The sequence below is a fragment of the Akkermansia sp. GGCC_0220 genome (assembly GCF_017566105.1).
Lineage (GTDB): Bacteria > Verrucomicrobiota > Verrucomicrobiia > Verrucomicrobiales > Akkermansiaceae > Akkermansia > Akkermansia massiliensis.
Genome location: NZ_JABFCI010000008.1, coordinates 1 through 19,420 on the forward strand (window position 1 = coordinate 1; position 19,420 = coordinate 19,420).

At 60.0% G+C, this 19,420-nt stretch carries 16 protein-coding genes; 2 read left to right on the top strand and 14 right to left on the bottom strand.

Translation table 11 applies throughout. The annotated features are described in order from the left end of the window. Both HJW02_RS07265 and HJW02_RS07270 read left to right on the top strand, forming a co-directional pair. Positions 1-246: hypothetical protein (locus tag HJW02_RS07265; protein ID WP_208050621.1), on the top strand; the 246-nt coding region annotated here is incomplete at its 5' end. Between the two features lie 532 nt (positions 247-778). Beyond that, the gene (locus HJW02_RS07270) at positions 779-1,939 is read left to right on the top strand and encodes an amidohydrolase (RefSeq protein ID WP_102722181.1); all 1,161 of its coding nucleotides are present in this window, start codon (positions 779-781) and stop codon (positions 1,937-1,939) included. A 28-nt stretch (positions 1,940-1,967) separates the two neighbouring features. Here HJW02_RS07270 and HJW02_RS07275 read toward each other — a convergent pair whose 3' ends face one another. The 14 genes from HJW02_RS07275 to HJW02_RS07340 form a co-directional block, all read right to left on the bottom strand. Further along, positions 1,968-3,131, bottom strand: a complete 1,164-nt coding sequence (locus HJW02_RS07275) for a 3-dehydroquinate synthase (protein ID WP_102722097.1) — start codon at positions 3,129-3,131, stop codon at positions 1,968-1,970. A gap of 36 nt (positions 3,132-3,167) precedes the next feature. After that, on the bottom strand, positions 3,168-4,748 hold the full coding sequence (locus HJW02_RS07280; protein ID WP_102722098.1) for a S1C family serine protease: 1,581 nt from the start codon (positions 4,746-4,748) through the stop codon (positions 3,168-3,170). A 5-nt stretch (positions 4,749-4,753) separates the two neighbouring features. Continuing rightward, positions 4,754-6,325: a trypsin-like peptidase domain-containing protein gene (locus tag HJW02_RS07285; RefSeq protein ID WP_022397724.1), complete on the bottom strand. Its 1,572-nt coding sequence runs from the start codon at positions 6,323-6,325 to the stop codon at positions 4,754-4,756. 42 nt (positions 6,326-6,367) lie between these two features. Then, positions 6,368-7,489 carry a hypothetical protein gene (locus HJW02_RS07290; protein ID WP_102722099.1) on the bottom strand — a complete coding sequence of 374 codons (1,122 nt, stop codon included), beginning with the start codon at positions 7,487-7,489 and terminating at the stop codon, positions 6,368-6,370. 48 nt (positions 7,490-7,537) lie between these two features. Then, positions 7,538-8,146 (bottom strand): 3-isopropylmalate dehydratase small subunit, encoded by a 609-nt coding sequence (leuD, locus tag HJW02_RS07295; RefSeq protein WP_022397722.1) that lies wholly within the window; start codon positions 8,144-8,146, stop codon positions 7,538-7,540. A gap of 19 nt (positions 8,147-8,165) precedes the next feature. After that, the gene (leuC, locus tag HJW02_RS07300; protein WP_102722100.1) at positions 8,166-9,578 is read right to left on the bottom strand and encodes a 3-isopropylmalate dehydratase large subunit; all 1,413 of its coding nucleotides are present in this window, start codon (positions 9,576-9,578) and stop codon (positions 8,166-8,168) included. Between the two features lie 156 nt (positions 9,579-9,734). Beyond that, a complete protein-coding gene (lipB, locus tag HJW02_RS07305) occupies positions 9,735-10,421 on the bottom strand; it encodes a lipoyl(octanoyl) transferase LipB (protein WP_102722182.1) in 687 nt (228 codons plus the stop codon). A gap of 34 nt (positions 10,422-10,455) precedes the next feature. After that, positions 10,456-11,442 (bottom strand): N-acetylmuramoyl-L-alanine amidase, encoded by a 987-nt coding sequence (locus HJW02_RS07310; protein ID WP_180971818.1) that lies wholly within the window; start codon positions 11,440-11,442, stop codon positions 10,456-10,458. 187 nt (positions 11,443-11,629) lie between these two features. Then, positions 11,630-12,670: a recombinase RecA gene (gene recA / locus HJW02_RS07315; RefSeq protein WP_022397718.1), complete on the bottom strand. Its 1,041-nt coding sequence runs from the start codon at positions 12,668-12,670 to the stop codon at positions 11,630-11,632. A gap of 223 nt (positions 12,671-12,893) precedes the next feature. Beyond that, positions 12,894-13,844, bottom strand: a complete 951-nt coding sequence (locus HJW02_RS07320; protein WP_102722101.1) for an FtsQ-type POTRA domain-containing protein — start codon at positions 13,842-13,844, stop codon at positions 12,894-12,896. Positions 13,845-13,891: 47 nt separating this feature from the next. Continuing rightward, a complete protein-coding gene (locus HJW02_RS07325; protein WP_022397716.1) occupies positions 13,892-14,827 on the bottom strand; it encodes a D-alanine--D-alanine ligase in 936 nt (311 codons plus the stop codon). Between the two features lie 23 nt (positions 14,828-14,850). Further along, positions 14,851-17,148 (bottom strand): UDP-N-acetylmuramate--L-alanine ligase, encoded by a 2,298-nt coding sequence (murC, locus tag HJW02_RS07330; protein ID WP_102722102.1) that lies wholly within the window; start codon positions 17,146-17,148, stop codon positions 14,851-14,853. Continuing rightward, the gene (gene murG, locus HJW02_RS07335; RefSeq protein ID WP_022397714.1) at positions 17,141-18,265 is read right to left on the bottom strand and encodes an undecaprenyldiphospho-muramoylpentapeptide beta-N-acetylglucosaminyltransferase; all 1,125 of its coding nucleotides are present in this window, start codon (positions 18,263-18,265) and stop codon (positions 17,141-17,143) included. Before murG ends, murC begins: the two co-directional genes overlap by 8 nt. Next, on the bottom strand, positions 18,262-19,404 hold the full coding sequence (locus HJW02_RS07340; RefSeq protein WP_022397713.1) for a putative peptidoglycan glycosyltransferase FtsW: 1,143 nt from the start codon (positions 19,402-19,404) through the stop codon (positions 18,262-18,264). The genes murG and HJW02_RS07340 overlap by 4 nt, the downstream gene beginning before the upstream one ends. Positions 19,405-19,420 lie beyond the last annotated feature (16 nt).

Below are 19,420 nucleotides of genomic sequence, written 5' to 3' on the forward strand. Positions count from 1 at the left end.
GGGAATGAAGGGGTAGACGGTGTCCATGGCGCCGATGTTGAAAGTGTTGTTCATGATCTTGAAATTGAAGTTGCCAAACAAACACAGCCAGAATGGGGAACATTTCCTACCGGTGAAATACGCCTGTTACGTTATGGAAAAAAGATGAAAAGCTTCATGGAACAGTTGTTTCCTTTGATTTATTTCTATAATTACTGGGTACAGTCATATAAGGGAAATCTTCCAGAGCCGCCGTCCCGAGCTTGATTAATACCAGACCGCTTCTGATTAATTTCCAGAAATCTTGAATAGGGTATAGATGGAATCCGTGTTTAGAGTGAACATGATTTCAACTTTTGAGGTATTGTTAGATTGGACGAAAACGGTGATGGTTTCTTTTGCCGATTTTTTGTTGTTAAAAGTACACTCTAGAATTCGAATAATATGGATTTGAAGTTATTTCTTGTTACTGAGGGCAGGAAGACAAAGTTTTTTATTTTCAACTCTCCCATACTTTTTCTTATCTCTTTTGAAATCATCATATAAATAAATTCAATAATTTATATTTAATTTCATGAAAGCTCAAAGGTGGAGAACCTGCAAGGAGTGATTGGCTCGATTTTACGGAGGTTATTGGCAGGGTTTATGTTTGATCTTTGAAAATTCTGAAATGATGGCACAGTTTTATGGAATGAAAGTCGTTGCGCGTTGTCTGACTAAAAACAGTCCTTCCCGTTTTAAAAACATGCAAATATCATTGTTGACCTTGCTGGTCCTTCTTCTCCAGACTTTTTCGGCCATGGCGCAGCAACCGGAGGTGCAGAGCGCCGCCAGGGACGCCGTGGAGTGGCGGCACCATATCCATGAGAATCCGGAATTGTCTTTTGAAGAATACAAGACGAGCAATTATGTGGCGGACCTGCTTGCCTCCTTCGGCCACATTGAAATCCTGCGGCCTACGAAGACCTCCGTGGTCGGCATTCTGCGCGGCGGAAAGCCCGGGAAAACCGTCGGCTTCCGGGCGGACATGGACGCGCTTCCCGTGCAGGAGGAGACAGGATTTTCCTTTGCCAGCAAAACACCGGGCGTAAGCCATGCCTGCGGGCATGACATGCACACGGCCATGCTGCTGGGAACAGCCAAGGTTCTTGCCTCCATGCAGAAGGAATTGCCCGGCACGGTGTATTTCATTTTCCAGCCCGGGGAGGAAAAATCGCCCGGGGGCGCCCTTCCGATCATCAAGAGTGGAGTTCTCAAAGGCGTAGACGCCATCTTCGGTGCGCATGTGATGCCCAATGAACCTGCCGGGTCCATCGGCATTCTGCCGGCGGGGGCCGCCTCTTCCTCGTCGGACGGTTTTTTCCTCACCATTCAGGGGAAGGGTTCCCATGGCTCCATGCCACAGCTGGGCGTGGACCCCATCGTCACGGGCTCTGAAATCGTGATGGTGCTGCAAACGGTCGTCTCCCGCAATGCGACGCCCGGGGACATGGCCGTGATCACCGTGGGAAAATTCCAGTCCGGCAACGCTCCCAACGTCATTCCGGACAAAGCGGTGCTGGGAGCCTCCATCCGTTCCGTAACGCCGGAAACCCGCAAACTGCTGGAAGAACGCACCCGGTCCGTCATCGACCATGTATGCAAGGCCAATGGAGCGCAGTACAAGCTGGATTACGTTCTGGGCTATCCGTCCATCCAGAATAATGCTGCCCTGCGGGAACTGGCGAAGAAGGCGGCCGTTGAAGCCGTGGGTGAGAAGAACGTTTTTGATTCTCCCAGAATACCGGCCAGTGAGGATTTCTCCTATTATGCGCAGGTAGCGCCCACTTATTTCATGACCATCGGTTCCGGGGACGGCCCTGCGAATCACAATCCCGGATTCAAGGCGGACGACGGAGCGATTCTCAACGGAATCAAGGCGGAGGTCCGGATTATCCTGGATTACCTGAACTCCAAATAAAAGGAGGAAGGCAACAAGGGAAAGGCCCCTATTCCTGGCTGGAGCAGCGGGCGACCTCCTGCATTTCCCGGATGCATTCCTCCATTAGCGCGGCGTCTATTTCATGGACGTCCTTTCCCCGGCCTATCCCGGTAAGCATCAATACCGTCAAATGGCCGCCAAGGTGCTCACGGAAGGCTTCCAGGCCCTTCAGCACTTCGCATGCGCCATCCTCCGTCCTGCGGGAGAGCAGAGGGTGGAACACGGGCAGTCCCAGGGCTTTCAGTACGGAGACGATTCTTTCCGCCTCCGCAGCAGGCAGCCATCCCTTCCTGACGGAATAAAGGATATCCAGGCACATGCCCACGGAAACGGCTTCCGCATGGCCCAGCGTGTAGCCGGACATGGTTTCCATGTAATGGGCGGCCCAGTGTCCGAAGTCCAGGGGGCGGCTGGAACCCAGTTCAAAGGCGTCTCCACCTCCGGCGATGTGAGCGGCGTGCAGCAGCGCGGAACGCTCCACGGCATATTCCAGCGCGTCCCGCTCGCAGGCGGCCAGCGCGTCGGCGTTCGTTTCCAGCCAGTCAAAGAAGGAGGCGTCTTTTACCACGGCCACCTTCACCACTTCCGCCAAGCCGGCCCTTTTAAGGGAGAGGGGCTGGGAATGAAGGAACAGGAAGTCGTTAAGCGTGGCCCAGGCTACGGCGAAGGTGCCCAGGTAGTTCTTCTGCCCCATGAAGTTAATTCCGTTTTTGACGCCTACGCCGGAATCCGCCTGGGAAAGGGTGGTGGTGGGCACGCGCAGCAGCCGGATGCCGCGGTGGGCGGTGGCGGCGGCAAAGCCCGCTACGTCCAGAAACGCCCCGCCTCCCACGGCAATGATGTAGGAATGGCGGTCGATGCCCGCTTCCACAATGTGGCGGAGGGCCTTTTCCCACGCGGCAAAGCCGGTTTTGGCCGCTTCCCCGCCCGGAACGGAACGGCAGCCGGCATAGGCCAGTTCTCCGGCGTTCTTTTCAAAATAACGGTCGATGTCCGCCGGGAGCTGCGGATAAAACCGTTCCAGCCCTTCCTCCATGAGGACGAGGACGCGGCCTCCGGGCCTCTGCTCCATCAGGCTGGCCAGCGCATCGTTTTCCGGACGGAAGGCTCCGTGGGTAAAGCCCGTTCTATAGGGAAAATCCAGCCGGATATTCAGCGTATGAAGGGACATTTCAGAAGGAATGCAATGGAATGGCTCGCGGCTTTCCTAATCCCTGCGGAGCACGGGAACAGCCCTCATCTGGATGAAGCGGTCCGCCTTGGCGGCCTCTTTCTGGGACATGTACATGGTGTACGGCTGCTGGGCCACCTCAATGCGGTGCGTGCCGCCGGGAGCGGGCAGGTCCAGAAGCTGGTTGAGGTGCTTGAGGCTCTTTACCTGGACGCCGTTCACTTTTTCCACAATGGAGGAGTTCATCTGGGCATAGCCCAGCGTGGCCTGGGTGGGCAGCGCCATCAGGAAGACCACGATTTCATCCACGCCTTTTTTCCGGATGTCTTCCTTTTTCTGAATAGCTTCCAGCAGGTTGAGAGGGGGGCGGTTCTTGCTGAGCTTATTGATTTCCCTCATCAGGGCTCCCGTCAGGGGGACGAACACCAGACCTCCGTAAATGCGGTAGGGGGGATTGGAAATAAAGGGGGCCGGATTGATCAGATCCCCCTCCAGCGCGCTCCGGTCAAGCTTGACATCCAGCGTCATGGGCTGGCTGACGCCGTCCTTATCCTTGCGGCGGATGCCCAGCGTGATGGTGTCCCCCGGCATGGCGGAGTCACGGAACAGGACGTTGGCGGAAACGGGGCCCAGCGCGGGGTCCCTGATCAGGCCTTTGCTGTCCAGCGGAATGCCGTTGACGCTTTCCACCACGTCTCCGGGACGCACGCCTGCCTTGTAAAAGGAACCGTAGACAGGCAGTTTCACCACGTAAAAGCCGCCGCCGGTTTCCGGAAGGCCCAGGAACTTGCGGAAAACGGGGTCCGTCAGCTCCGTGACCTGGGTGCCGTCCGCCGGGAAGCCGGTGTAATTGCCGGACCGGGCCTGTTGGAGGAACCGGGAAATCATGGTATGGGTCACGGCCAGCGCCTTCTGGGCGGAAGGATCGCAGCTGGCGCTGAGAGCCACCAGTTTATTATCCCTCATGATGGGGTTGCCTGCGCCGCCTTTCAGAGGCGTGACGGAGGATTTGACATTGTACAGGACAAAAGGTTCGCTGTTGGTGAAAGGGCTGGAGCTTTCCGTTGCCAGAAGGGTTCCGGACGTAGTGATGGGGAGGCCGTCGTCATTGAACTGCCAGAAGGTCACCTTGTCGCCCAGGCGGGGTGCGTTCCCCAGCGTGACGGGCACCAGCTTGTCCAGGAAGGCGGCGTCTGTCTCGTTTTTCAGGCGCAGCAGGGCAAGATTGGCTTCCGGGTCAAAGGCGGTCACGATCACGGGAACCGTTTGGGAGCCGTCCGCGGAGGTCACTTCCACGAAGCTGGCGGAATAAACGATGTTGGCCGCCGTCAGAATATTGCCGTCCCCCAGGTAAATGCCGAAGCCCTGGCTGTACGCCGGGTTTTCCTTGCTCCACGGCTGGACCATGGCATAGCCCTGGTTGGTGGCGTTAATGCCTACCATGGAGTTGGTGGGAGAAGGGAGCTGCGCCGGAGCGGCCGTTTCCTCCACCTGTTCAGGCGGTGTTTCCGGCTGCTGCCCGGGCTGGGGTTCGGGAGCGGTTCGTCCGGCTTCGCGCGGCTGGCAGCCGCCGAGCAGAATCAGGGAACCGAGGGCGAAAAGGGAAAGAATTTTCATGGCGGTTAACGGGCGGGGTTGGTGTTCCGGTCAGGCTGGCGGCCGGGAATGGCGCTGTCCAGACGGGCGTTTTTCGGGATGTTGTAGGTTTTGGAGATGCGCTTGTTGGCCGCCTCCATGGCCTTGCCTTCAAAGATCAGGGGGCGTTCCCCGTTTTTCAGTTCAATAATCACGTATTCCGGCATATTCTTCGGATAAAGGAGTTCGTAGGCGTGGGTGAGGCCCTTGACCTTCACGCCGTTGATTTTTTCCACGATGGCGTTGGAGATGGAGCCGGACAGGCGCGCGTTCACTTCATCGTCCAGCACCTTGGTGATGATTACCATGTCTTCATGGTCCACACAGCCGCCGTCTTCCTGGTAATCCCGGATATCCAGGGCGACGTCCAGCATGGAGATGTCCGCCGCCGCAAGCACATTGCGCTGGATGGGCTGGAACACCAGGCCGCCGAAGACGATATAGCGGGGCATCTTGTCGTATTCCGCCATCAGCAGATCCTTGGAGAGAGAGGGTTTCATCACCATCTCCACCTTCATGGGCTTGCCGTCGCGGATGATATCCAGCGGGAGCCGGTCATCCTTGAAGCAGCGTTCAATGAGCTCTTTCATGCTGATTTTCTGGCCGTCCAGCTCAATCATGGCGGAGCTGTCCACGTCGTAGCCGTCCACCTTCATCAGCAGGTCCCCGTTGCGGAGTACTCCATCGGCGGAGGAGCCCTTGAGCACTTTGCCGATCAGGACGCCCTTCTCGTCGTCCGGCAAGCCGAATGCCTTGCGCATGGCGGGATTCAGGATGGGCGCGGCCTGGATGCCCATGTCCACGTAGCCGTCATAGACGCCGTCCTTGATGTCCTCCAGAAAGTGGCGGATGACGGGCGTGGGAATCACGTAGCCCGTGTTGTTGGCGTTGTTCAGGCCCTGGAAGGCTACGCCGATGACTTTGTCCCCCATCAGGGCGGGGCCTCCGCTGTTGCCCGGATTGATGGCGGCGTCCACCTGGATGGTCAGGTGTTCCGTGTTGCGGGGGTGGGCATATGTGGTGAAGTCAATGCGGGAGACTACGCCGCGCGTGACGGAAAGCCTGTTGCCGCCGATGGGGTAGCCGATCACCCTCACCTCGTCTTCCAGGTGGGGCAGGTTCTTGCTGAATTCAAAAGGCCGGATGCCCTTGAAGGGCTTGGGGTCGTCCGCTTCCAGCAGGGCCAGGTCCGCGTCATGGGCGATGAATTTGACCCTGGCGGGAATTTTGCGGGAATCCCCGTACATGGAGATGTAAATGCGTTCCGCGTTGCTGACTACATGGGCGTTCGTCATGAAGGCGTTTTCCCCGATCAGGAAGCCGGTGCCGATGCCGCCCTGGTAGCGGCCCGTATCCCATGGAGTGGCGTAGTCCGGCGTCAGGGAATCCACTTCGATTTTCACGACTCCCTTGTATTGGTCATTGATGGAAACGACGGGGCCGGACATGACCTTGTCCACCCCGAAGTCTGAAATGGAAACGGCCGGTTCATCCGCGTAGGAAAAAGCGGCGGCGGCCAGGACTGCACACAGTCCTTGGAGGCAGGTATGGAAGTGCATGGTGGTCTGTAGTGAAGAGGTAATGTTATGAAAGTAAGTTGGTTATAGATTGCTTTTCCGGCTTTGGGTTGCCAGGCTTTCCTGGAAGGAGTTGACTTCCTCCAGCAAGGAGGAAAAACGTTCCGTCACCTCGTCGTCCACCTGGCTGCGGCGGATGTCCAGCGCGGCTACCGTCTGGCGCGTCTGTTCCACGCACAGGGCCATGCGGGCAGCCATGGTGCAGTAGTCCGCAGCGTTTTCCTTCTCCTGGAGCAGGCAGGAGAGAATGCGCGGGGTGATGTAGCGGATGCAGTAAAAAATCTGGTTCAGGGGTTCCGGCGGTTCCGTCCGGTTCCTCTGGGATTTGTTGATCTCCCGGCTGAACTGGCGCTGGCACAGGTCCGTCAGCTCCATGACCTGCTGGAAGAGGGGGTGGAACATGCAGGACTGCACTTCCTGGGCCTCCTGTTCGTTGAGGATGTCAAAGAGGCTGAGCATGCCGGTGCTTTTGCAGGAACACGGAGTGCCCGTTTCCTCCGACTGGGCGATGTTGTCAAGCACGTCGTCCCAGCCCATCACAAAGGCCAGGCGGATGTCTCCGGTGGGGTTCAGCCTGTATTTCTGGAACACTTCCTGGTAGGCGATGGCGATGGCTTCCGCCTCCCGCAGGCGCTTGTCCCAGTGGTGGTCGGGCAGGTTGCCGTCTTCCTGGGTGTTGGCATAGGTTTTGGACCATTCCTTCACCTGGGTGCGCAGCATCTGCTGGTTCGCCATGATCTGAACCTGTTCCTCGCAGGAATCCATGATCCATTCGGGGAGGGAGACCTTGATGGAAAAGGCCGTGCTTTCCAGCAGCACCATGTCGTGGTGGCTGGTGAACCATTCCAGGTACAGGGAGTTTTCCATGGTTTTCTTCCCCTTGACGGGCATGCGGCGGCTGGCCGTCATGTCCCCCGCCACGCCCCGGATGTTTTCCGGGAGCTGGGTAAGTTCCGCAGGGAGCATCTGGGGGGAGGGGTTCCTGAAATCGACCAGGCATCCGGCCAGGTCCTGGAGGCAGTCCCCCTGCAGGGTGATATTCACCGGATGGGGCATCCCCATAAGCTGTAGCGCAAGCTTGACGGTTCCGCGTTCACGGTTGTCCAGCGTGCCGTAGTGGACGTAGTCTGTAATTCTGAAAATCATATGGGGAGGTGGGGGATAGAGGGGGGGTAGGGAGAGGTCAATGTTGAATCAGCAGGAGGCTGTTACCTGGGGCAGTTCCGCATTTTTCTTTTCCACGGCATCCATGTTGACAAGCAGTTCCGCAATGGAATCCCAGCGGCCCCGGCTCAGGGCTTCACGGGCTTCCGCCGGCATCCGGATGGGGAAGGAACCTTCCTTCCAGGAGGCTGTCATGTTCAGGAGGTCGATCGTCACTTCCGTTTCCGGATGATCGGAAATGTACCGGGTCAGTGCGGCAATGTCATCCGCGGACGCGCACACGCAAGGGAGGCCGATGCCGGTGCTGTTGCCGAAGAAGATTTCCGCAAAGGATTCCGCGATGACGGCTTTGATGCCGGAGCGTTTGATGGTTTGCGGAGCGTGTTCGCGGGAGGAACCGCAGCCGAAGTTGGAGCCGCCCAGGATGATGGAAGCCCCCTTGAAGCGGGGATCGTCCACCGGATGGGATTTGGACTGTCCGTTTTCGTCAAAGCGTTCGTCCCAGAACATGACTCCCGCCAGCTCGTCAAACGTGATGCACTTGAGGAAGCGGGAGGGGATGATGCGGTCCGTGTCCATGTCCGGTCCGGGAACGGGAACGCAGGTGCCGGTGATGGAGGTGAATTTGGTCAGAGACATAAAGGAAAAAGTTGGAAAGTTAATTCAGGGAAAACACGTCGCGCGCGTCGGAGACCTTCCCGGTCAGGGCGGCGGCGGCCACCATGGCGGGGCTCATCAGCAGGGTGCGCCCGGTGGGGCTTCCCTGGCGGCCCTTGAAGTTCCGGTTGGAGGAACTGGCGCAGAGCTGGTCCCCCTGGAGCTTGTCCGGATTCATGGCCAGGCACATGGAGCAGCCCGCCAGGCGCCATTCAAAGCCGGCTTCACGGAAAATGTCCGCGATGCCTTCCTCTTCACACTGCCTGGCAGTCATCTGGGAGCCGGGAACGGCCAGGGCCCGGATGCCGGGAGCCACATGGCGCCCCTTGATAAGGGCGGCTACTTCCCGGAAATCCGAGATGCGGCCATTGGTGCAGGAGCCTACGAAGCACACCTGCACCGGCAGTCCCTTGAGGGGCATGTCCGCGGGGAATTTCATGTATTCCAGCGCCTCATTGATCATCTTCCGTTCGTCGTCGTTCCTGGCGGAGGAGGGGTTGGGCGTGCTGCCGCTGATGCCCGTGTTCTGGTCCGGGGAAATGCCCCATGTCAGCGTCGGTTCAATGGCGGCTCCGTCAATCTCCACGATCTCGTCGTACTCCGCGTCCGCATCGGAAGCGAAGCTCAACCAGCGTTCCACGGCCTTGTCCCAGTCCGCGCCGGTGGGGGCGAACAGACGGCCCTTGATGTATTCCACCGTGGTCTGGTCGGGGTTCACGTAGCCGCAGCGGGCCGCGCCTTCAATGGACATGTTGCAGAGGGTCATGCGTTCGTCCATGCTCATGGCGTCTATTACGTTGCCGCCGTATTCATAGGCGAAGCCCAGGCCGCCCTTGGCGCCCAGAAGGCCGATGATGTGCAGGGCCACGTCCTTGGCGCGCACGCCGGGGGCCAGTTTCCCGTTCACGTTGATGCGGCGCACCTTGAGCGGGCTGAGGGCCATGGTCTGCGTAGCCAGCACGTCGCGCACCTGCGTGGTGCCGATGCCCATGGCAATGGAGCCGAACGCGCCGTGCGTAGCCGTGTGGGAGTCCCCGCACACGATGGTCATGCCCGGCTGGGTGATGCCGAGTTCCGGGCCTACCATGTGCACGATGCCCTGGAGGCCGGTGGGGAGGTCGAAAAAGCGGATGCCGTTTTCCGCGCAGTTCCGGCGCAGTTCCTTGATCATGGCGTCAGCCGTGGTGTCCGCGAACGGTTCCGCCTGGTTGTCCGTGGGGATGATGTGGTCCACGGTGGCAAAGGTGCGTTCCGGGTGACGCACGGTTAGGCCCAGGTCCCGGACCATTCCGAAAGCCTGCGGAGAGGTGACTTCATGCAGCAGATGTGTAGCGATGAACATTTGCGTTCTTCCGTCCGGTAGGATGCCGACGGAATGAGCGTCCCAGATTTTTTGGAAAAGTGTTTTCCCCATAACTGGTATAAGCATCCGTCCGTTCGGGAACCGCGTCAAGATGCAAGGACGTATTGCTGACACGGTCTGTGTCTTACAGGAAGTGTTTTTTTGAACATTTCCCCTGCATTCATGGTCTGAAATGGCCGCTTCCCAGCCTTTGGCGCATTTCCGTCTTCAAGGGAAGAAGGATTTTTCATGCTCCCCGGCACACTCTGCACCTTCTGAATTCCGGTGGAATTTTTCCTTCCACAGTGTTGCAAAAGCGTCTCCGAACCGATCCAGCAGGTCGTCCTTCTGCCCGGATTCCGGCATTTCCTGTTCCAGGCAGGTCATCTGCACGCCCTGGATGCCGCACGGAGTGATTGCCTGGAAGGGGGGCAGGGATTCGCGGGTCACGTTGAAGGCGAAGCCGTGCATGGCAATCCATTTTTTCACCCCTACGCCGATGGAGGCTATTTTGCGGTCCTCCACCCATACGCCCACCAGCCCTTCCCGGATGCGGGCCTGTACGCCGAATTTGGCGCAAGCTTCAATCAAGGCGTTTTCCAGGGTGGTGACGTAGTTGTGCAGGTCCCTGCCGCAGCGGTTCAAGTCCGTGATGGGGTACCCTACGAGCTGGCCGGGGCCGTGGTAGGTGGCCTGCCCGCCGCGGTTGATTTCATGAACGGGGAAGGGGAGCGCGGAACCGGGGTGCAGGCTGGCGTGGTCGCGCGTGCGCCCGATGGTATAAACCCCGGCATGTTCCAGCAGAAGCAGGTCATCTTCCCGTTCCGGGTCTTCCTGATGGGCCCGGACCAGTTGTTCCTGAAGTTCCAGGGTTTCCTGATAGTCTGCCAGGCCGGGAATGCGGATGATGTTCATGCTGCGGAGGGGCAACCCCCGGTAAGTGCGGGGCTTAACGCGTTCTGCGCACCTGCTGGCCCAGGGCGGTGCGGTACTGGCGCACGGCGGCGGCCAGGGAGGAGGCCATGAAGTTCTGGTAGCGCTCCGTGGAGATGAGCAGGGCTTCCTGCGGGTTGGACATGAATCCGCCTTCCACCAGAATGGCCGGGTGCTTGATGGTGCACAGCACGGAATAGCGGGCGCGCTTGATGCCCCGGTCAACCATGGAGATGCCTTCCTTGATGGCGAGCGGCCCTTTCAGCATGTGCCCCTGCACGGCTGTAGCCAGGGCGATGTTCATGCTGTCCTGGGAGTTGCCCTGGAGGGCGTCCTGGCGGATGTTGCGGGACATGGAGGAGGAAGTGCCCGCAGGGGCCAGCGTGAAGGTTTCCACCCCGCGGGCGGAGGGGCCGCCGTCATTGAAGTGGATGCTGATGAAGATGGCGTTGCTGTGCCTGTTGGCGATGCGGACGCGGTCCTGGAGGGTAATGAAGTTGTCCGTGTCACGGGTCATCACCACCTGGTAGCCCATGCCCTTGAGGCGGTCCCGCAGTTTTTTGGCGACGGAGAGGTTGATGTCCGCCTCCCTGCTGATGCGGTTGCGCGTGCCGCTGTCATGGCCGCCGTGGCCGGGGTCAATGACTACCGTATTGAAGCTGCGGCGGTTGGCGATGTAAGTGGGGCGCAGGACCGGGTCAATGATTTTGTGCAGGTCCATGTTGGAGACCATCAGCCCCTTGGACGGATGGTCCGCCACGGGATAGGAAAGCACGAACTTCATGTTGTTCATGAACATGTCCTGGCTGTGCGCCTGCATGCGTATCTGGATCTTTTCCGGCACTTCATAAACTTTCTGCCGTCCTTCCGTGCGTTCCCGTGTCAGTTTGTAATGGGTGCGCACCTCGGACATCGGAATGTACTGCACGCCGTTGATGGTTTCCGGGTTCCATCCGAAGGCCGTGGACAGCGTCAGCAGAAACATGCCCAAAACGCCGAGCACGGCTGCAAATGATGTGCGAGAGGTCGGATACATAGGACGATATCGCGTTCAGACTAACGGATTTTTCATGACGCACAAGAGAAAAGTTTCCGTGAAAGATTCTTTTGCGCCCGTCTCCGGAAAGAGAAAAGGCGGCTCCCAAAAGGGGGAGCCGCCTTGAATGAGTGGGAACAGGGAAGGAGCCGGATTATTTGGCCGCCTTCTCGTCCATCTTGGCCTTGACCAGTTCTTCGATTTCCTTGTACAGGTCAGGATTGGACTTGAGGGCTTCCTTCGCGGCGTCCCTGCCCTGGGCGATCTGGCTGCCGTTATAGCTGATCCAGGAGCCGCGCTTCTGGATGATGTCATACTCCATCGCCAGGTCCAGCAGGCTTCCCACGGAGGAGATGCCTTCATTGTACATGATGTCGAACTCGCATTCCGTGAAGGGGGGCGCCACCTTGTTCTTGACCACCTTGATCTTGGTGCGGTTCCCGGCTACGGAGCCGTCGCTGGCCTTGATCTGGCCGATGCGGCGGATGTCCACGCGCACGGAAGCGTAGAATTTCAGGGCGCGTCCTCCGGGAGTGGTTTCCGGGTTGCCGAACATGACGCCGATTTTTTCACGGATCTGGTTGGTGAAGACGCAGACGGTGCGGGCCTTGGAGATGAAGCTGGTGAGCTTGCGGAGGGCGGCGGACATCAGGCGCGCCTGGGCGCCCACCGTGGAGTCTCCTATTTCGCCTTCCAGCTCCTGCTTGGTGACCAGCGCGGCCACGGAGTCCACCACGATGACGTCAATGGAATTGGAACGCACCAGGGCTTCGCAGATTTGCAGGGCTTCTTCCCCGGAGCTCGGCTGGGAGACCAGCAGGTCGTCCAGGTTGACGCCCAGGCGGGCGGCGTACTGCGGGTCCAGGGCGTGTTCCACGTCAATGAACGCGGCCAGGCCCCCGGCTTTCTGGGCCTGGGCGATGGCCGTCAGGGTCAGGGTGGTTTTACCGGAGGATTCCGGCCCGTAGATTTCCACGATGCGGCCGCGGGCGAAGCCGCCCACGCCCAGCGCGCGGTCAATGAGAAGATTGCCGGTGGGGATGACGTCCACTTCCATCTTGACGTTGTCTCCAAGGCGCATGATGGCGTTTTCTCCGAAGTCTTTCTGGATTTGGGAGAGGGCCAGGTCAAGGTTGCGCTTGCGGGCCGCTGCCAGTTTTTCCGCTTCGGGTGATAAAGGTGTTTCGTTGCTCATAATATCGTGGAAAGTATAGCTTGCGCGGCGTTATTGGCAAGTGTTCAATAGGTCTTCGCGGCCTCATTTCCCGTTGAGAAAGAATAGAATTCTGACATGGGGGAAAACCTGTGAAAACCGGGTGTTTCGCTCGGGAGGAATTGAGGAAAATATGGGAGAACGTTCCCGGGAGAAGGCTGGGAACGGGGAAAAACCGCTTCCGGCAGGGGACGCCGGCACGGCGTCATTCCTCAATTGGTTCCGCAAGGGGGATGTCCTCGTAGGAATCGTCGAAAATGACGGGGATATTGTGCTCCGGAATCAGGTTGATGGCGCTGATTTTCCGGTGCGTCTGGCGTGCGTGCCGGAGAGCGCGGGACAGTTTTTCCACCTGGTGCTCCAGGCCGTAATGGCTGAAGGTGGCCTGGCAGTCGTTGGAGAAGCGCACGCAGAAGGACCAGTCGTTGGGCGTGGTGATGGAGACGATGCTGGGCAGGTATTCCGTCACCGTGCCGGAGAGCAGCTCAATCAGCTTCATGGGCGCTTCCAGCTCCCGGATGCCGACTCCGTAGCTGAGCTGGCCGGAGCTGGGCGGCCTGAGCGTGACGGAGGGCATGTGCCTGCCCTGGATGTAGGGCAGGTGGACCTGCTCCATACAGGGGAAGATGACGCCCTCTTTGTCCGCCAGAACGCCGTATTTGGCGTCTCCCGGGTGGACGCCCAGTTCCGGGCAGTCAATCCATGCCACGGGGATGCGCGCGTCAATGTCCACCAGCAGCGTGGGATTGGAGGATATCTGGCGCTTGACGGCCGCCCGGCGGATGGCCGGGCATTTTTCCAGCCGCTGTTCCAGTTCCGCAGCATCCATGGAAAAGATGTTGTCCTTCGGGCCTATCCCCATGACGGCGAAAGCCTGCTCGGAGTTGAAAATGCCGTTGCTTTTCAACGTGACGGTGTCGATGGAGAGCCAGTCGTACTTGAGGATGTAATCCGTCCAGAGGAAGACGATGGCCCCGATAAGGCCGAAGATGAGCGTGTAAACGGTGACGATGTGGTACAGCTTGCGCCGGAAGAGCCAGAAACGGTAGTTCCTGCCCTTGCGCTCAATGGTTTCTTTTCTGGCCTCCCGTTCCAGCAGGAGCATTTCCGGCCTTTTGGCGGAGCGGGGGACTGGCGTTGTGGCTTTGTGCGACATCGGGGGGTGTGGGATGGGCGACTCCCCGCCCTCTGTCAAATATTACGCTATTTCCGGGGGGTGGCTAGCGATAATTCCGCTATTTTTTCGCAAAGGGCCTCGTAGGACCAGCCGGCGGCAGCCGCCGCCTTGGGGAGCAGGCTGGAGGGGGTCATGCCGGGAATGGTGTTAATTTCCAGCACGAAGGGGGAGTCGTCTACCTCGCGCAGCAGCACGTCCACGCGGCCGTACACCTCCACGCCGGCGGCGCGGTAGGCCTTCAGGGCGGCCTCCTGCACCTTGGCGGCGGTTTCTTCCGGAAGGTCCGCCGGGCAGATGTAATCCGTGCCTCCGCCCATGTTCATCCACGGGTACTTGTTGCTCAGGTCATAGAAGCCGGAGCGGGGGCAGATGTGGATGACCGGGAGGGCTTCCCCGTCCAGAACGCCCACCGTAAGTTCACGGCCTTGAATGAATTCCTCCACCAGCACGGTGGTGCCGTGGGTAACGGCTTCCTCCATGGCGGGGAGCACGTCTTCCTGCTTGTGGACGATGTGGACGCCCACGCTGGAGCCCTCGCAGGGAGGCTTGATGACGAAGGGAAGGGGAAGGGACGGCATCACGATGCCGCCGGAGCAGTCCAGGATTTCCGCGCGGGGGGTGGGAACCCCGGCTTCCAGAAATACCTTCTTGGATTCGGACTTGTCAAAGCACAGGGCGCTGGAACGGGAACCGGCTCCCGTATACGGAACGCCGCGTTCCTCCAGAATGGCTTGAAGGGCCCCGTCCTCGCCGAAGGTGCCGTGAATGATGTTGTAGGCCAGTTCCGTGCCTTCCGGCAGCCGGAAGTCCGGACCATGTACGTCCACCTCCGTTACGTCGGTAAACCCGGCCTGGCGCAGGGCGCCGTAAACGGACTTTCCGGAGACGAGAGATACTTCCCGTTCCGCTCCGGGGCCGCCAAGGAGAAGGGCAATCTTGAGGTCGCGCTTGAGAGTGCTCATGTTGAAATAAAATAATGAATGGGTTAAAACTGGGGTTCCCGGTCTCCGATGACCTGAGCTTCCGATTTCAGGTCAATGCCGCGGTTTTCCATGGCTTCCTTCCGGATCATGTCAATCAGGATGGTGATGTCCCGCGCCCTGGCATGGCCGCGGTTGATGATGAAATTGGCGTGCACGTCTGACACGCAGGCATCCCCCACGCAGGCGTTTTTCAGGCCCAGCTCGTCAATGAGCCTGCCCGCCGGGATTTCCTCCGGGTTCTTGAAGATGCAGCCTGCGCTGGCTCCTACGGGCTGGGAAAGCTTGCGCTTGGCCCTGGCCGCCGCCAGGAGCCGTTCCATTTCCTCCGCCGGGGCGGGCTGCGCTTCAAACACGGCCTGAAGCACAAAATTATGGGCCAGGTCCGGGATGGAGCGGTACTGGGCGTTCAGTTCCTCCTTTGTGTGACTGCGGATTTCCCCGTCTTCATCCAGGCAGACGACGGAGACGAGGTTTTTAATCATGTCCATGCCCATGGCCCCGGCGTTCATGCGGAGGCTTCCTCCCACATTGCCTGGAATGCCGTCCATCCATTCCAGGCCGCCCAGGCCGTTCTGGACGGCGGTGGAAACCAGCTTTTTCAGCCGCACTCCCGCGCCGGCGGAAAGGCGGTTCCCCTGAATTTCCAGGACGTCGAATTCGCCTCCGGAGGGGTGGATGACGGCGCCGCGCAGGCCGCCGTCCCTGACGATGATGTTGGAGCCGCGGCCAATGACGTGCACGGGAATGTTCCTGTCCCTGCAATAATTGACGGCCGTCTGCATGCCGGAGAAGGTGGAGGGCTCCAGCCAGTACTGGGCGCAGCCTCCCACCCTCATGGTGGTGTGGCGTGACATGGGTTCGTACAGCTTGCCTTCCAGGGATTCGCCCGCGGTGCGTTCCAGATCCTCCAGCAGAGCCAGGTCGCGCGCGATGCGCATGCCGCATTCGTGGACGTTTCCGGCCCCCAGCGTCAGGAACAGGTCTCCGGGTTTCAACGCGTTGCCGATGGCGTGGTGGGCCGTGCCCAGGTCGGGAAGATAATGGGTTTCCACCGGGCCGTGCCTGTGCATGGCGTCGATGATGGTCTGGCCGCTCACTCCTTCAATGGGCAGTTCGCTGGCGGGGTAAACGTCCGCCACAAAGACGAGGTCCGCCGCCTGGAGCACCTTGCCGAAGTCGTCCGCCAGCATCTGGGTGCGCGTGTAGCGGTGCGGCTGGAAGTAAACCACCAGGCGGTTCGGCTGGAGGGAGCGGGCGGTCTGGAGCGTGGCGGCTATCTCCGTGGGATGGTGGCCGTAATCGTCCACAATCCGGATGGTGGGGGAAAGGTATTTGGTCTCAAAGCGGCGCTTGGCCCCGGCAAAGGAAGCCAGGCCGCGCGTTATCGCCGGGAAGTCCACGCCCAGTTCCGTTGCCAGCGCAATGGCCGCCAGGGAATTCAGCACGTTGTGGCGTCCGGGAATGCCCAGCTCCACGCGGCCCAGTTCCTCTTCCCCTTTCAGGACGGTGAACAGAGTGCGGCCGCGGCGTTCCAGGATGTCCGTGGCGGTGTAATCCGCACCAGACCAGCCGTAGGAAACGGAATTGGGATAGCCGGCGCATACGTCCGCTGCGCCGGCATGGGCGCGGCAGTAAATGATCATGCCCCGCGTCTGGGAGCAAAGCTGGTCAAACACGGCCTTGATTTCATCCAGGTCCTTGTAATGGTCCAGGTGTTCCGGCTCAATGTTGAGGACGATGCTGTGCTCCGGGATGTAGTTCACCAGCGTGCCGTCGCTCTCGTCCCCTTCCGCCACCAGGTATTCGCTGTCCTCGTTCCAGTGGGCGTTGGTGCCCAGCACGGGGATTTCCGCCCCTACATAGTGGCACGGGCGCATGCGGCCTTCCCGCATCAGGTGAGCGCAGAGGGCCGAGGTGGTGGTTTTGCCGTGCGTGCCGGAGACCACGACGCCCTTCTTCCCGTTCAGGATGGCCGCCAGGCATTCCGCGCGGCGCATGCAGGGAATGTTCAGTTTGCGCGCGGCGGAAAGGGCCGGATTGTCCTCCCGGATGGCGCTGGAATAAATGACGATTTCCGCGTCGGAGACGGCGTCCGCTGAATGCGGGCAGGAAAAAGAAAGCCCCAGGCTCTGGAGCCGTTCGGTTTCCGTGCTGGTCACCCGGTCGCAGCCGCTCACCCGGTGCCCCATTTCCATCAGCATGAGCGCCAGGCCGGACATGCCGGACCCGGCCACCCCGATGAGGTGGAGACGTGCCGGATGTTCCCTGTCCATCAGGCGTTTGCGTAAAGTCTCAATCATGGATGGCTGCATGGTCCGTGTTTTCAATGACATTGGCGATGCGGGATACTGCATCAGGCGTATCCAGACGTAAAGCACATTCATTCATGGAGGCCAGCAGGGAGGAATCCTTGAAGACTTCATTCAGAAAAGCCGCAATATCGTCCGGCGTAAGGGTGTTTTCACGCATCATGCGCGCCGCGCCGTGGGCCGCGAAGACGCGCGCGTTGTGCGCCTGGTGGTCGTCCGCGGCGAAGGGGTAGGGAACCAGCAGGGCGGCCTTCCCCATGTGGGCCAGCTCCGTCAGGCTGGACGCCCCGGAGCGGGAAATGACCACGTCCGCCGCGGCGTACGCAGTCGCCATGGCGGAACAGAATTCAATGACGTGCACATGGGGCATGTCCGCCGTCAGCTGGCTGACGCGCGCGAAGTCAGCAGAGCCCGTGATGATGAGAAAATCGCACAAGTCCGCGCATTGCCGGGCCGCTTCAATGACCAGTGAATTCAGGTTCCTGGCGCCCTGGGAGCCGCCCATCACCAGGGCCACGCGGCGGTCCCGGGGCAGGTGGAGCTCCGCCCTGGATTCATTCCTGTCCTTCCTGGCCACCATTTCCTGGCGCACCGGGGTGCCGGTGACAATGCATTTGGCGGGGTTGAAGTAATGCCTGGCTTCCTCAATGCCCAGCAGCACGTTCGTGCAGCATTTGGCGGTCATGCGGTTGGCCTTTCCGGGCAGGGCGTTGGAATCGTGCACGTAGGTGCGGATGCCCTTGCGGTGGGCGGCGTAAACGGGGGGGAAGGAAGTAAAGCCGCCCATGCCGATGACGACGTCCGCATTCACCTCGTCCAGAAGGCTGCGGCTGAAACGGATGGCCTTGTACAGCCTGAGCCCGAAGCCCAGCAGGGACATGGACGGGATTTTGGGCATCGCGATGGCCTCAATGGTGCGGAAATTGAGATCGCCGTAATTCTTGCTGGCCTGCGCATCCACCTTCTTCTGGGAAATGAGGAGGGTGACGTTGTGGCCGCGCTTTTTAAGTTCCTGGGCTACGGCTATGCCGGGGAAAAGGTGTCCCCCCGTGCCGCCGCAGGCAATCACGATGTTCAGGGTGGGACGCGAGGGAGAGGGTTCAGTCATAATCTTACGTCAATGGAGCGTTCGTCTTTGCGGGTGATTTCACAGTTGGGCTGTGCACCGGTGGAAAATCTCTGAATGCTGGTGAGCATGCCCAGGGCGGCCAGCGTGAAGACCAGGTTGGTGCCCCCGAAGCTGATGAAGGGCAGCGGCAGCCCGGAGTTGGGCACGGCGTTGGTCACCACGGCAATGTTCAGGATGGCGGGGCAGAAGATGATGGCGACGATCCCCACGGCCAGGAACCGGCCGTAGGCGTCCCGGCACTGCATGGCTACGCCGATGCCCGCATAGGTCATCAGGAAATAGCAGAGCAGGACGAACATGGTTCCGTAAAAGCCGAACTCCTCCCCAAGCGGGGCGAAGATGAAGTCCGTATGGGCGAAGGGAAGCGTGCCGTGCTTTTCCGCGCTGTTGCCCAGGCCCACCCCGTCCAGGCCGCCGCGGGACAGGGCGATGGAGGCGCGGTACTGCTGGAGCCCCGCGCCCAGGCGGTGGGCGTCCAGGTCCTTCCAGGCCAGGAAGCGTTCCAGGCGGTTGGCGTTGCTCTGCACCAGAACGTACAGGGCCGCTCCGGCGAGCGCTAGGGCGCCGCCCAGGTAAATCTTGCGCGTGCCGGCCACGAACATCACGCAGAACGCGGCCAGGGCCAGCGCTACGGAGGTGCCCATGTCCTTTTCAAAAAGAATCAGCGCCAGCGGAATGCCGAAGATGACGCCGGGCATCACGAACCCCCACCAGAAGGAGGTAGTGCGGTCCCGGTACAGGGCCAGCCAGTTGGCCAGCGCCATCATCATGCAGAGCTTGGCGCATTCACTGGGCTGGAACTGCATGCCGATGGTGATCCAGCGGCGTTCCCCGTTGATCTCCTTCCCGATGCCCGGCACGTAGCACAGCACCAGCAGGAAGCAGGCGAACCCCAGAATCCACCAGATATACTTCCGCCATATCCGGTAATCTATCCGGGAGAGGATCATGGCCCCCACCAGCCCCGCGCAGGCAAAGGCGGTCTGCTTGAACAGGGGCTCGTACGGGTGCTTGGTTTCTTCCGCCCAGGCCGCCGTGCTGGATACCATCACCAGGCCCACGACCAGAAGGCAGATGACGAAAAACCAGACCAGAATCATGCAGACTTTGGAAGACATGGCGGCAGGGGCGGCA